Here is a 13,946-nt window from a genome sequence, read left to right as displayed (position 1 = left end):
TGCCGCCGGTCCGTCGATACGTTGAAATGCGGCCCGTCATGACGGATCGTCGTCGCGCTGGAACTGCGGCAACTGCTGCAGGCGCGCGACGATCTGCTGAATGGAGCGCGCATAACGGTCGCGCTCGGCCGGCGTTTCGGAGTGGTACGCGCCCACGGCGGTCCACGTATAGCCATACTTGACGGTCATCCGCCGCAGATACCACGCGGCGATGAAGATGTTCTTGCACGGCACGTACAGATCGCTCGCCGAGATGCCGTAGCGCGATAGCACCGGCAGATGGATCGAGTTGATCTGCATCATCCCGTAGTCGGTTGAGCCGTTTGCGTTGTGATGGATCGCGCGCGCGTTCGCGTGCGACTCCTGCCACGCGATCGCCCGCAACACGAGCGGACTCACATGCTGATACGAAGCCGCGGCGGCGAAACAGTCGGTCTGCTGTGCGTGTGCGGCGTTCGGAAACAGCGCGAGCGACGCGAACGTCAATGATGCAAGCGCGGGGGCGGCAGTTGCACGAATGAAGCGGGGTGCGAAGTGTAGTGAAACACGCATGATGTTCTGTCCGAAGGATGAAGAAACGGCGGACTCGTGATGCATCGTCCGCCGGTTTTTCCTTAGCGCCCCATCGTTTCCGACGGGGCTTCGTTGAACACGCTGCGATAGCCGTTGATCAGCGTCGAGCGATGCTGCACGCCCCACTTCTTCGCGACGTCGAGTACGCGGGCAACCGGTGCATCGTCGTCGAGCAGTTCTTCGCGGATGCGCTCCATCCGTTGACGGCGGATCAGTTCGCTCGGCGACAGGCCCAGGTGTTTGCGGAACGCGCCTTGCATCGCGCGCTCGGTGACGCCGATCTGCGACGCGACTTCGCGCACCGACAGATCCTTCTGATCCAGGTTGTCCATCAGGTAGCGATACGCGCGGCGATACTTCGCGGGCAAGCGTGCGCTGACGTCGTCGGCGCGCGGGGCGCTGCGCGATTGCGCGGCTTCCGGCGCAGCGGAGGGCAGCGATACGCTGTCGGCGCGGACGTGCTGGATCGACGCGAGTGCGTAGCGGCCGTACAGCGTCGCGAACTCCTGCGTGCGCATCTGTTGCTGCATGATCTTCGCGCGGCAGTAGAGGAAGTCCAGATACCAGCGCGCGTTCTGCGTGCCGTGCAGCGCGGCGGCGCCGGACTGTTCGAGCAGTTCCTCGGCAGCGGCCGTCGCACGTGCGGCAATCGCGCCGAGCGTCATCTCGAGGCACAGACTGCGGTGATAGTCGCCGAGACCGGCCTTGCGGCTCCACGTTGCGTATTGACGCAGCGGTTCGCGTGCATCGGCGCGGCCGTCGGCGAACGATTGCAGATGACGCAGATAGTCGAGCCGTTGTTCGAGCAGCGGGAGGCGGATGTTGCCTGCGAGCGTGGCCGGCGTATTCAGACCTTCGAGGCTCGTGACGACCGAGCGCCAGTAGATGTGATCGGCGAGTTGTTCGGCACCGTGCAGCGCGTGTTGAGCGAGCAGGTCGCGGCGCAGCATGTCGACGAGCGTGGCCCAGCGCGGATCGGCGTGTGCAGCGGCGAGCGGCGCGAGTTCGGTCAGACGATCGCATGCGGCCTGCACACAACCGAGGTGGAACAGCACGAGCGTTGCGCCCATGAGGCTGTCGAGCTGCTGGGCGGGCGTCGCGCTGCGGTCTTCGGCGACGCGGCGGAAGCAGGTCAGCGCGACGTGAAACTGGTTACGGAAGCAGGCTTGCCAGCCGGCGTTGCGTACCGACACGACACGCATTGCATCGCGTGAGTGGCGGATCGCCTTCTGCGTCTTGCGATATGTTTCTTCGGCTTCTTCCTGACGTCCGAGCGCCAGTTCGAGGTCGGCGAGGATCTGCAGCGCGAGGTAACCGTCGTCGCCGGCTTCGTCGGTATCGGCGTAGTTGGCGGCGAGGCGAGCGGCTTCGAGAAGCTGGCCGTCGAGCACGCGCGCCGTGAGCGCTGCGGGCAGACCGTCGCACGAGAGGACCGAGGAAGCTGCGAAATAGACCGTCGAGAACATGGTGTCGCTCCTGACTAAAGATTCTGGTGTGGCTCGCTGGTTTGCCGTCTTCGGCGAACTGCTGAACCGGTGAGTGAATCTTTTCATCGGGGCGCTGCGCGGTCGCGAGTTTGTGATGGTCTGTTACCTTCCGGCGCGAATGTTTACTACGCGGCGGTAGGGCGTTTCTCGCGGAAACGTTTGTGGGGCGGGGCTTGCGAGCGTTTTGTCACGTCGGGTGTGGTGCGCACGATTGTCGATCAGGCATCGTTCGGCGTGACACTGTGACGATTGGCGATGCGATTCCTTTGCGGAAAACATCGAGGGGTTTGTGCTGCGTTGGAACGAGTCATAGCCTGCGCGAATGCATGCGCATGTTGGACTGCCCAGGAGGGCTCCCCGATGTTTTGCGAAGGTGCGGGACTCGCTATCCCGTCGTGCTTCGCGTTGATGTCACTATGCTTGAAAAGCACACGCGTTTTGCGCGATGCCGGAATGCATGACGACAAAAGCGAAGCGAAGGGATAGGGCGGTGAAGGACGCGGTGCGACTGCGGCGAGCGTGATTCGGCTCGCCGCGATCGTAGGGTCACGGCCGTGCGTTGCGCACGGCGGGGCTGCCAGGCGTATGGATTTCCGTATGCGGCGGAACGTGCAGCACGATCGCGGGTGTTGCCGCTGCATGCACACTGACGTCCGGCAGTTCCACGAAGTGCCGTGTTCGCGCGGTCGCGTGTGTCGATGCGCTCGCGGTTGTCTCTGCAGGTGTCGTCGCGGCGAGTGCCGGCTGTGCGTCAGAGGCGGTATCGACAGATGAGTCGGCCCGCTCGACACGATAACCATGCGCGTACATCGTGCGCAGATGCACGCCGTGTGCGCCGTTCAGTTCGAGCTTCTTGCGCAGCTTGTAGATATGCTGCTCGAGCGTGCGACCGACTACCTCTTCGGGGCTGCTCCACACGGCCCCCGCAATCTGACGACGACTCACATACTCTCCGAGCCGCGAGAACAGCAGCCAGACGATCGCGAATTCGCGCGACGTCAGGCGGATGACCTTGTCGTCCATCTGCACCGCGCATGTGCTGCGGTCGAGCCGGTAGGATCCGCATTCGATCGCATCGTCCGCCTGCGAAGCGGGCGTGCACTGAAAGCGTCGCAGCGCGAGATGGACACGCAGCACGAGTTCACGCGTATCGACCGGAGAAAGCACGACGTCGTCGGCACCGGCGTCGAGTGCATCGGAGATGCTCTCGCGATCGTGCAGTGCCCCGACTACGACCACCGGCGCGCGACGATCCGAGTAACACTCACGTCGTGCGAGTAATGGACGCAATGGATTGAAGCCGGTATCGGCATCGACGAGGATCGCGCTGAATTCTTCCCGATATACGGCACGCGCGAGCGCAACGTCGTCGGCGAACCGGCTGCATGACGCACCCTCGGCCTCGAAACACTGACAGATCAATCCGTACAGACTGGTGTTTCGGGTCATCACTGCAAGCTTCATCTTTCCTCCGGTGGGTCCCTTGTGATCGGCGGACCGTGACGCAAAGCGAACCGTGGTTCGCCTGGCGTTCTTGTGATTGATCGGACAGTAGAGCGTCGGCTTGATCAGGGATGTAACGGATTGTTTCAATCGAGATGCGCCCGTCATAAACGTAATGTCGGGGTTTTGATGGGGCTAGGGGGTGGTCGCTGCGTTCGCGACAGGAAGGAGCAGTTTGGTGGGAGTTTCGCGGTACTTCGGCGGCGAGGTATTCTTTGCGCGGTTACGGGAGCTTACGGTCGTTTCGACCGACCCGTCTGGAGACGCCTTGTCGGGCGGGCGTTTGCGCAAATACTTACGTTCGCGTAAGCGTAATTTAAGTTTTTGTGAGACTTTTATTTTTTAAGATTGCGCGCGTATCAACAAAGTGTGCTGCGGTATGCGAAGCACGACAAGACGCCGCTACAGCAGGCGATACACGTATGCATGTTGCACAGATGGACCGCGCAGGCATGCACGCGGCATCACGTGCATGCTGCCGTCAATATCGTCGCGCGAGCAACAGACGCATCGCGCTTTTCGCGGCGCTGTCCGGTTCACCCAGATAAGAAAATTCGCTGGCGACGAGCGTCGCGACCGGCACGCCGTCGCGATAGAGCACGCGATTGCCGGCTACTGCGGGCACCTTGTCGCCGGGCAGCAAAGTACCGAGTAGATTCAGCGGATCGGTGCCGCCCACGCAGACATACAGCCCGTCCTCCGCATGGCGACGCGTTTCGCGCAGCAGCGGAATCGCTTCGGGCAACGCGAACTGTTCGCCCGACGGGCCATTGACGAAGCGGCCGCCGCGCACCTGGCCGCGTGCTTCGAGCCGTTGATACACGCGCAACAGGTCACGCCACGGCGGCAGCCATTCGGCTTCGCGTTCGAGCAGACGCCAGAACACGACACCGTAGCGGCGCAGCAAGGTCATCGCGACGTGCTCGAGCACGTCGGCATCGAAGGTGGGTCTCCGCGTGTTCGTCGTTGTGGGTTCGAGCACGGTGGACGGACGCCGCAGCAGCGCCCAGCGACCCGCATCGTCCATCCCGCCGATCAACGCGCCGACCCGTCCACGACGGCTGCCGTAGTACGCGTTGCGTTTCGCAACCGGCTTGAGCAGCGCGCGCAGTCCCGCGAAGCTGTCCGAATTCACGAGTCCCGCTGCAACGAGTTCGCCGAGTGCATTCTCGAGTTCGATGCGCAGCGTGTGCACGTCAGTGAGCAGTTCGTCGAAGAACATCGCGCCGTGTTGCGCGAGCACGTCGTGCACGCGTTGCGCACGCGGCGACAGCGCGGCGGCCTGCGATGAATCGGGCAACGCGCTCCACACCGCGAGATCGCGACGCGGCAGCAGCACCACAGGCGTGCTGCGCACCGGCGCGGAGGCGGCACGTGCGCGATCAGTGAGTCGTGTCCACACGATCTTGCCCGAGCGGCACAGCTCATCGAGCGATGTGACCGAATAGTCCTTGAGTCGTGCCGGCAGAATATCGTCTTCCCACGCGCCCGCCGATGCCTCGAAGCCTTCCAGCTGATCGAGCACACCGGCGAGCGCATCGCGTCCTTCGCCGCGCGTCGAGGGGCTCACGTGCTGCCATTCGAACAGGAAACGCATGAAGTCGTGACGCTCGACCGGTTCGATCTCGCGCCGCAGTCGCCGTACCGTATAGCGATGAATGCGTGCCAGCAGATGCCGTTCGCACCACTCTTCTTCGCGTGCGCCTGGCGTGAAGCGGCCGCGCATCACGTAGCCTTCTGCTTCGAGACGCGTGAGCGCAAGCGCAATAGCGGACGCGGGCAACGCGAGCGGACGCGCGATCGCGGACACTGCGAGCGGCCCGTAGCCCGTGAGCCGCGCACGCACCACGTCGACGATTGCGTCGTCTTCGGTCCACGGGTCTGCGTAGCCCTTCGGCGGTTCGATCGACGGTTTGATCGGCGCGGCCGGATAGATCGCGTGCAGGCCGGCAAGACGTTCCGCGGCGACCCACAGCGCGTCGTGCTGCGCGATCTGCATGCGCGTCGCGCGGCCTGCGTGGGCGAGCGCTTCGAGCCATGCGGGCCAGCCTTCGTTTTGCTGCGCCTCCGCGTCGGTGATGCACGCGAGACCGGTCAGCGCTTCGTGCATTTCGTCTGCGTCACGCACCTGCGGCCACGCTTCGTCGCGCACGCTCGCGATTGCATCGGCATCGAGCGCGCCGAGATCGTCGGCGGATTCGGGATCGGTCCAGCGACGATTCAGCACGGCCTGCGTGCGACGTTCTTCGAGCGGCGCATCGTCGAGGAATGCGTAGGGCTTGGCCGTCAGGATCTCGGCGGCGAGTGGGGACGGTGCCGGCAGTTCGCGCGTGACGAGCGCGACTTCGCCGGCCTCCATGCGTCGCAGCAATCGCAGCCAGCCGTCGGTGTCCATCGCTTCGTGCAGGCAGTCGTCGACAGTCTGATCGACGAGCGGATGCGACGGCAGTTCGCGTTCGCCGACGATGTTCTCCAGACACGCGACCTGATCCGGAAACACCGTCGCGAGCAGATCCTCGCTACGCATGCGCTGCAGCTGCGGGGCGGTCTTGCGGCCGCCGGTGTAGCGCGGCAACGCGAGCGACGTCGTCGCGTTCCAGCGCCAGCGCGCGCCGAACAGCGGTGCGTCGAGCAGCGCCTGGATCAGGATATGTTCGGCGGTGTTCGAATGCAGGTAGCGCCACACTTCGTCGAGCGCGAAACTGTGGCTGCCGGTCAGCGACAGGATGATCGCGTCTTCGGTCGCGGCCGCTTGCAGCTCGAAGTTGAACGCGCGACAGAAGCGCTTGCGCAGCGCGAGACCCCACGCGCGATTGAGCCGGCTGCCGAACGGTGCGTGAATAACAAGCTGCGTGCCGCCCGATTCGTCGAAGAAGCGTTCCATCACGAGCGTGTCCTGCGTCGGCAGCACGGTGAGTGCCGTGCGGGCGCGTGCGAGGTAGTCGACGATCTGCTGGGCGGCTGTGTCGGAGAGGGCGAGTTCGTTGGTCAGCCATGCAAGGGCGCGTGGGATGTTGCCGGCATGAGTGGACGATGCAGCAGGAGGCGTGTCCGTTACTTCGATTGAAGAGGCATCGTCTGCGGTAGCCAGCGCGAGCGCTTTACGTGTCGATGTTTTCTTTGTTGCCGCGCGTTTTGTGGCGACTGTGCTGGCTGCGGTATGCGCTGCGTCGTGTTCATCGCGCTCACCGAGCAACGCATCGATCCGAGCACGTAACCGCGCGACACCGAACGACAGTTCATCGCTACGTCCCGGCGCTTCGCCGAGCCAGAACGGAATGTTCGGCGGCTGCCCCTGCGCATCGACGACGCGCACGCGGCCGGTCTCCACACGCAGAATGCGGTACGACGCATTGCCGAGCTGGAACACATCGCCTGCAAGACTTTCGACGGCGAAGTCTTCATTGACGGTGCCGATGTTCACGCCTTGCGGTTCGAGCAGCACCGAGTAGTCCGCGTTCTCCGGAATCGTGCCGCCCGACGTCACCGCGACCAGCTTGCCGCCGCGCCGTCCGCGCAGCGTGCCGTTCACCGCATCGCGATGCAGGTACGCGGCGCGCGGACCGTGACGGCTCGTGTAGCCCTCGGCGAGCATGCGCAGTACCGCGTCGTATTGTTCGCGCGCGAGGTTCGCGTACGGCGCTGCGTGACGGAAGCAGTCGAACAGCGCATCCTCGCTCCATTCGGCATTCGATACTTCCGCGACGATCTGCTGCGCGAGCACGTCGAGCGGCGCACGCGGCACCTGTAGTGCGTCGAGTTCGCCACGTCGCACGCAATCGAGCAGCGCTGCGCATTCGAGCAGATCGTCACGCGACGTCGGAAACAGACGACCCTTCGGCATCCCGCCGACATGGTGCCCCGACCGCCCGACGCGCTGCAGGAACGGTGCGATTGCGCGCGGCGAACCGAGCTGGCAAACCAGATCGACGTCACCGATATCGATCCCGAGTTCGAGCGACGCGGTCGCGATCAGCACGCGCAATTCGCCGCGCTTCAGGCGTTGCTCCGCATCGAAGCGAAGCTCCTTTGCGAGACTGCCGTGATGCGCGGCGACCGCTTCCTTGCCGAGTCGATCGGTCAGATGGCGCGCGGTACGTTCGGCCATGCGTCGCGTGTTGACGAACACGAGCGTCGTCCGATGCTGTGCGACGAGTTCGGCGAGGCGGTCATACACGCGTTCCCACACGTCGTTGGCCATCACCGCTTCGAGCGGCACCGGCGGAAGCTCGAGCGCGAGATCGCGATCGCGTGTGTGGCCGACGTCGACGATCGCGCATTCGTCCGGATCGGGCGGTGCATCGCTGTCGAGATCCGCGCCGCCGATCAGAAAACGCGCGACGGTCGCGATCGGCTTTTGTGTCGCCGACAGACCGATGCGCGGCAGGCGTCGCCCGCACAATGCGTCGAGACGTTCGAGGCTCAGTGCGAGATGGCTGCCGCGCTTGGTGCCCGCAATCGCGTGAATTTCATCGACGATCACGGTGCGCGTCGTCGACAGCATCGCACGGCCCGAGTCGGAACCGAGCAATACGTATAGCGATTCCGGCGTCGTGACGAGAATGTGCGGCGCGCGTTTGCGCAGCGCGGTGCGTTCCTGCTGCGTGGTGTCGCCGGTGCGTACGGCGGTGCGGATGTCGAGCGCGGGCAGTCCACGTTGTGCGAGTTCGGCGGCGATGCCTTCGAGCGGGACCTGCAGGTTCAGCCGGATGTCGTTCGACAGCGCCTTCAGCGGCGATACGTAGACGACGAGTGTTTCGTCCGGCAACGCGCCGTCGTGTGCGAGGCCGTTGCGGACGAGTTCGTCGAGCGCGGACAGGAACGCGGTAAGTGTCTTGCCGGAACCGGTCGGCGCGGCGACGAGCGTCGAGCGGCCGCTGCGGATCGACGGCCACGCGGCGACCTGCGCATCGGTCGGCGCCGCGAAGGTCTTCAGAAACCAGCCGGCAACCGCCGGATGAAAATCGGCCAGCACGCCGGCCGGGGGCAGGGCGGAAGTCATGGAACCGTAGTTGGGGGCGAGGTGGTCGATATCCAGTCGAATCTGATCGGTGGTCAGCCAGCCTCGCACGCACCGTGCGAACTCTGCGATGAGGAGGGATCAGTCTCGCAGGTTTCCGGCGGTCGCGCACGCGGCAATCGCGTGCGCGACTGTACGGCAGTAGCTGTCAGGATTAGCTCCTTTTTAAAGGGTCCGCGCAGCAATCGCTCACCACGCCCAGCGCACGCCCGCATCGCCCATGATCGTGCGCTGATGCGCGCCGCCGAGACTGGTCTGCCAGTTCGCGGTCGCATACACGCTGGCCCGCTTGCCGACCTGCGCGGCAATCCCCGCGCCGATCTGCCCCGACGTCTGCCCGACCTGCGTACCGAGCGAAGTGGCGCCTCCGTATGTCACCGAATCGCTCGCGCCGAACGCACGCAGCACGCTCACGCGCAGCCACGGCTGCCAGTCGATGCCCGCGCTGTTGAAAGTGCCCTTCAGCCGCACGCCGAGCCGACCGGTGAACGTGTTGCCGTCGTCGAACGCGACGTTCGACACGCCGTCGTTCAGATCGTTGATCGACAGATGTTGCCACGTGAGCTGCGCCTGCGGCTCGATCGTCAGCCCGTTGCCAAGCGGCACCGGCAAGCCAGCCTCGACCGATCCGCTGACCGACGTGCCGTGCGTTGTCGCGCCGATGTCGTCGCGCGAACGCGGATCGACGCTCAGCGTGCTGCCCATCAGCACGGTGTCGGTGTACCAGCCGCCGGGGCCGACGTGGGTCCAGTAGCCGCCGAGGCTGTACGTGTTGATCGCGAGATGGCCTGCATCGACGTTCGGCATACCGAGCGCGGTGCCTTCGACGTCGCCGGTCGCACGCGCGAAGCCGACGAACAGACCGTAGTGATTACGATGGCCGCTTGCGCTGCGATCCGCGTACAGATCCTGGCCGGCCTGCGCGCCGTACACCGAGCCGTCGAATTCCGGGCTCGCCGCGCCGCTCTGACTCAACACATCGTGACCGCCCCATGCGCGTGCCCATGCGGCGGGTAGCGGACCGTTACCGTCGAGCAGCGACTGGTCGCCGTGACGGTCGTGGAACGTCTCGATCTGCAGCAGACCGAGTTGCCGCGCGACACCTGGAATCGCCGCGTAGACCGGCACCTCGACGCGGTACAGCGGGATCGGCTCCGAGCCCGCGGCGGGCTCCGGCAGCGGCGGCGTGCCGACGGCCGCGACCGGTTCCTCGCCGGTCGTTCCCGTTTCTGCCGGCGGCACCGTGTTGCGCAGATACCAGTCGTTACCGGTGCCGGTCGTCACGCCGCCTTTCGCGAGGTAGTACGAATACGCGCCGGACTTCACCGACGTGGCGAGCGTGAACGCGCCGTTCGTGGTGGTCGCGCCGTTCACGGATTGCACGACCTCGATGCCGTCGCCGAGCGTCTCCGCACCCGCGCCGCCGACGTTCGTCACCTTCAGGCCCGTCGTGCCGCTGCCGGTGCCGCCGTCGATTACGAGGCGGTCGGACGCGGCACCGTCTCCGGCGACGACGGTGTTCAAACCGATCGTCCCGTTCTGTCCGACATAGCTGCCGCGCACGACGAGCTGATTGCCGACGCCGCTGCCGCCGATCTGCGCGAGCCCCGCATTGGTCAGCGAGCCGGCGATCGTGAAGCTGCCGTTCGCTCCACTGGCGAACGACGGTATCGTCGACAGCGCGTTCGCGACTTCGATCGAGCCGGCGTTCGTCACCGGCCCGCTGACGCTGCCGTAGCCGCCGAGCGTCGCGCCCGCCGCGACCGACACGCCGCCATTGCCGGCGAGCGCCGCATTCGTATGCGCCGCATCGCCGATTGCGAGCGTGCCGGCAGCCACCGTCGTCGCGCCTGTGTAGCTGCTGACACCGGTCATCAACAGGCTGCCGCTGCCGGCTTTCGTGAACGCGCCGCTGCCGGTGACCGGCTGCGCGAGTGTGGTGGCGAACGACTGCGTGTCGAACGTGCCGCCGCCTGCCGCGAGCGTGACCGCGCGGCTCGCGGCGAGATCGAATGCCTGCGTGAGTTGCAGCGTGCCGCTGTCGAACGTGACGCCGCCGCTCGTCGCACCGAGCGCATTGTCCGCGCCGACCGCGAGCGTGCCCGCGCTGATCGTCGTGCCGCCCGCATAGGTGTTGCCGCCCGCCGCCGACGGCGCGAGCGTCAACGTCCCCGCGCCCGCTTTCTCGACGGCGCCGCTGCCCGAGATCATGCCCGCGTAGGTGCCGGACGTGTCCTGCGCGAAGCGCACGAGACCGTTGTCGGTGACGTTCTGCGGCAGGTTCTGCGCGTTCGCTTGCAGCGTCGCACCTGCATCGACGAGCGCAGCCGCCGATGTGCCGAGCGTCCCCGTCAGATTCAGCGTGCCGGTCTGCACGTGCGCGAGCGTGAACGTACCGCTGCCGGTCCAGTTCCACAGCGTGCCCTGCATCAGCAGCGTCTGGAAGTTCGCGAACGCATTCGATGCGGTGCCCGTTCCTTGCAACGTCACTGTGTTCGTGCCGTTTCCGCCGTCGGCAGTGCCGTTGATGACCGAGCCCGTCTGCAGGATCAGCGAGTCGTTGCCGTTGCCCATCGAGATCGCCGTGCCGTTGCCTTGCACGAGCCCCGCGTTGATCACGGTACTGTTGCCGTTCAGCGTGCGGATGCCCGCGGCGCCCTGGCTGATGATCTGACCGCCCGCGCGATTCTCGATCGTCGCGGTGAAGCTCGATGCGACCGTGTTCGAGAACACCGCGTCCGCGCCGCTGCCGCTCGCGGTGATCGTGCCGGTGTTGACGAGGCTGTCGTTGTTGCCCTGCATGTAGGCGGTGGTGCTCGACGTGCCGGTCGTCGACAGCGTGCCGCTGTTCGTGATGCTGCCGCTGCCGCCGAGAATCGATGCCGCGCGCGCGTTGCTACCCGACGTCGACACGGTGCCGGTGTTAATCAGCGTGTTGTTCGACTGGCCGGTGTTGGTTTGCCCCCAGGCCGCGCTCATTCCGTACGCGTTGGGGCCGGCTGTATTGATCGTGCCGTTGTTGACGAGCGTGTTGCCGCTGCCGTTCGCGGCGATGCCGTCGTTGAATGCGCCGGTCGTGGTGATCGTCGCGCCCGTCGCGTTGGTGAGCGTGTTCGCGTTGCCGACACCGAGCAGAACTGCGCCGCGCGCAGTACCGGTGCTGCCGCCGCCGGTCAGCGTGAGGCTGCCGCTATTCGAGACCTGGCTGGTGTTGTCGACGCTGAACACGGTCGCGGTCGCGCTGCGCGTGAAGCTGGCCGTCGTGCTCGCGTCGGCGTTGATCGTGACGTTCGCCGCGCCGGTCGCGGCCGTTACGGGTGCCGTCACTGTGCCGGTGCAGGTGACCGTCGTGCCGGCAGTGGGCGCGTTGTTGCTGCACGCTGCCATCGCCGACGGACCGAAAGCCTCCGACAGGAGGACCATACCGCCCACACCGATGCCAAGCGATTTTCTCATCGTTATTGTCCTTGTCTATACGGGAATAAAACGACGGCACTCGAATGCATGAGAGTTATAGCATTCCTTACATCAAAAGAAAGGAATTGATTTAATTGACTGAAGTAGTTGGGAACTGTCTGTCGCTAATGAGGCGCTGCCCGCCGCAAGGCTCCGACGCTCTATTTCACTACGCTGCGGCGCAGTAAAGCGACCCATTGCGTTTGTCGTGGATTACGCAAAGTGGACTGAATTACCGGCTAATTTTCTCTCGCGGTACGATTTTCTTTATTCGACTTCTTTCGAATGGCATTCGCATGTCGCCGCATGAGTTGCTGGTCTCACGACAGCTTTCTCATCGTTGCGCTATCCTCGGACGGTTGGATTTTCGTTTCCCTTTTTCATGAACGGGAGTCTCTGGCAATGCGATACAACCAGCTTGGCCGTACCGGCGTTTTCGTTTCGGAACTGTGCCTCGGCACGATGACCTTCGGTGGCGGCGAGGGCATCTATAAGCAGATCGGTGCGCTGCAACAGGCGGACGCGGAACGGCTCGTCGGACGCGCGCTCGATGCGGGCATCAACTTCATCGATACCGCCGACGTTTACGCAGGCGGTCTCTCCGAACAGATCACCGGACAGGCGCTAAAGAACCTGCAGGTGCCGCGCGATCGCGTCGTCGTCGCGACGAAGGTGTTCGGCGCGATGGGTGAGTATCCGAATTCACGCGGTGCGTCGCGCTATCACGTGATCGACGGTGTGAAGGCGAGCCTGAAGCGCTTGCAACTCGATCACGTGGACCTCTATCAGATTCACGGCTTCGACCCGGCGACACCGATCGAGGAAACGGTGCGTGCACTCGATACGCTCGTGCAGCATGGACACGTGCGTTACGTCGGCGTATCGAACTGGGCCGCGTGGCAGATCGCGAAGGCGCTCGGCATTTCGGAGCGCCTCGGCCTCGCGCGTTTCGAAACGCTGCAGGCGTATTACACGATCGCGGGCCGCGATCTCGAACGCGAACTGGTGCCGATGCTGCAGAGCGAAGGTGTCGGGCTGATGGTGTGGAGTCCGCTCGCGGGTGGATTGCTGAGCGGTAAATACGGTCGCGACCGCGACGGCGAAGAAGGCAGCCGCCGCACCACGTTCGATTTTCCGCCGGTGAATCGCGAGCGCGCGTATGACTGCATCGACGCGATGCGCACGATCGCCGACGCGAAACGCGTATCGGTCGCGCAGATTGCGCTCGCGTGGTTGCTGCATCAACGGGTGGTGACGACGGTGATCGTCGGCGCGAAAAAAGTCGAGCAGCTCGACGACAACATCGCGGCGACCGGCGTTGAACTCAGTGCGGAAGAACTGGCGACACTCGATGCGGTGAGCCGTCTACCGGCCGAATATCCCGCGTGGATGTTTGCGCGTCAGGGCGACGCGCGTCGCGACATGCTGGCGCAGTCGCGTCACGCATTGCCTGCGCGCTGAACGAACGCGCGGCGCGCAGGATGCGTGGGTGGTTGCCTGTACGACGGACTACGCTTGCTGCGCGCTGTGTGCTGCGACAGCGTCCAGCGTGCGGGCGGAGTACACGAGCGCGGCACCCGCATTGATCGAGATCGCAACGCCGAGTACTTCGGCGATCTCTTCACGGGTCGCGCCGTGCTTCAGCGCTTCGCCGGTGTGAACGGTGATACAGCCGTCGCAGCGCAGCGTCACCGCAACCGCCAGCGCGATCAGTTCGCGCGTCTTCGCATCGAACTGGCCGGTCTTCTGTCCGGCTCCCGACATCATCTGATAGGCCCTCACCGTGTCCGGCGACAGCTTGCCCATTTCACCGATGCGACCCACCAGCTCCTTGCGATAATCGATCCAGTCCAGCATGGCTTGCTCCTTGTCGAATGGCGCGGGCCGGATGCCCTGCGCGGTGAAGC

Annotated in this window: 7 protein-coding genes; 1 reads left to right on the top strand and 6 read right to left on the bottom strand. The window is 64.9% G+C overall.

The features are described from left to right. Positions 1–36 precede the first annotated feature (36 nt). The 5 genes from E1748_RS03600 to E1748_RS03580 form a co-directional block, all read right to left on the bottom strand. Positions 37–552, bottom strand: coding sequence for a lytic transglycosylase domain-containing protein (locus E1748_RS03600; RefSeq protein ID WP_133645772.1), 516 nt, complete (start codon positions 550–552; stop codon positions 37–39). Positions 553–614: 62 nt separating this feature from the next. After that, positions 615–2,039 carry a helix-turn-helix transcriptional regulator gene (locus E1748_RS03595; RefSeq protein ID WP_133645771.1) on the bottom strand — a complete coding sequence of 475 codons (1,425 nt, stop codon included), beginning with the start codon at positions 2,037–2,039 and terminating at the stop codon, positions 615–617. Between the two features lie 567 nt (positions 2,040–2,606). Continuing rightward, positions 2,607–3,524, bottom strand: coding sequence for a response regulator transcription factor (locus E1748_RS03590; protein WP_133645770.1), 918 nt, complete (start codon positions 3,522–3,524; stop codon positions 2,607–2,609). A gap of 520 nt (positions 3,525–4,044) precedes the next feature. Continuing rightward, positions 4,045–8,565 (bottom strand): DEAD/DEAH box helicase, encoded by a 4,521-nt coding sequence (locus tag E1748_RS03585; protein ID WP_133645769.1) that lies wholly within the window; start codon positions 8,563–8,565, stop codon positions 4,045–4,047. A 207-nt stretch (positions 8,566–8,772) separates the two neighbouring features. Then, entirely contained in the window at positions 8,773–12,006 is a 3,234-nt protein-coding gene (locus E1748_RS03580; RefSeq protein ID WP_133647215.1) for an autotransporter family protein, read from the bottom strand. A gap of 435 nt (positions 12,007–12,441) precedes the next feature. On the opposite strand from E1748_RS03580, the gene E1748_RS03575 reads away from it, so the two are divergent. Then, entirely contained in the window at positions 12,442–13,500 is a 1,059-nt protein-coding gene (locus tag E1748_RS03575; RefSeq protein WP_133645768.1) for an aldo/keto reductase, read from the top strand. A gap of 48 nt (positions 13,501–13,548) precedes the next feature. On the opposite strand, the gene E1748_RS03570 is transcribed toward E1748_RS03575, so the two are convergent. Beyond that, positions 13,549–13,896 carry a carboxymuconolactone decarboxylase family protein gene (locus tag E1748_RS03570; protein ID WP_133645767.1) on the bottom strand — a complete coding sequence of 116 codons (348 nt, stop codon included), beginning with the start codon at positions 13,894–13,896 and terminating at the stop codon, positions 13,549–13,551. Between the last annotated feature and the right edge of the window lie 50 nt (positions 13,897–13,946).

Origin of the sequence: Paraburkholderia flava (assembly GCF_004359985.1) — a bacterium.
GTDB classification, from domain to species: Bacteria; Pseudomonadota; Gammaproteobacteria; order Burkholderiales; family Burkholderiaceae; genus Paraburkholderia; species Paraburkholderia flava.
Note: the sequence above shows the minus strand (reverse complement) of the source record. Positions and strands in the feature narration are given on the sequence as shown.

Excerpts from the sequence above, each read along its gene's own strand:
- E1748_RS03580 (WP_133647215.1), bottom strand. The coding sequence starts at position 12,006 with ATGGTCCTCCTGTCGGAGGCTTTCGGTCCGTCGGCGATGGCAGCGTGC.
- E1748_RS03570 (WP_133645767.1), bottom strand. The coding sequence starts at position 13,896 with ATGCTGGACTGGATCGATTATCGCAAGGAGCTGGTGGGTCGCATCGGT.
- E1748_RS03590 (WP_133645770.1), bottom strand. The coding sequence starts at position 3,524 with ATGAAGCTTGCAGTGATGACCCGAAACACCAGTCTGTACGGATTGATC.
- E1748_RS03595 (WP_133645771.1), bottom strand. The coding sequence starts at position 2,039 with ATGTTCTCGACGGTCTATTTCGCAGCTTCCTCGGTCCTCTCGTGCGAC.
- E1748_RS03575 (WP_133645768.1), top strand. The coding sequence starts at position 12,442 with ATGCGATACAACCAGCTTGGCCGTACCGGCGTTTTCGTTTCGGAACTG.
- E1748_RS03600 (WP_133645772.1), bottom strand. The coding sequence starts at position 552 with ATGCGTGTTTCACTACACTTCGCACCCCGCTTCATTCGTGCAACTGCC.
- E1748_RS03585 (WP_133645769.1), bottom strand. The coding sequence starts at position 8,565 with ATGACTTCCGCCCTGCCCCCGGCCGGCGTGCTGGCCGATTTTCATCCG.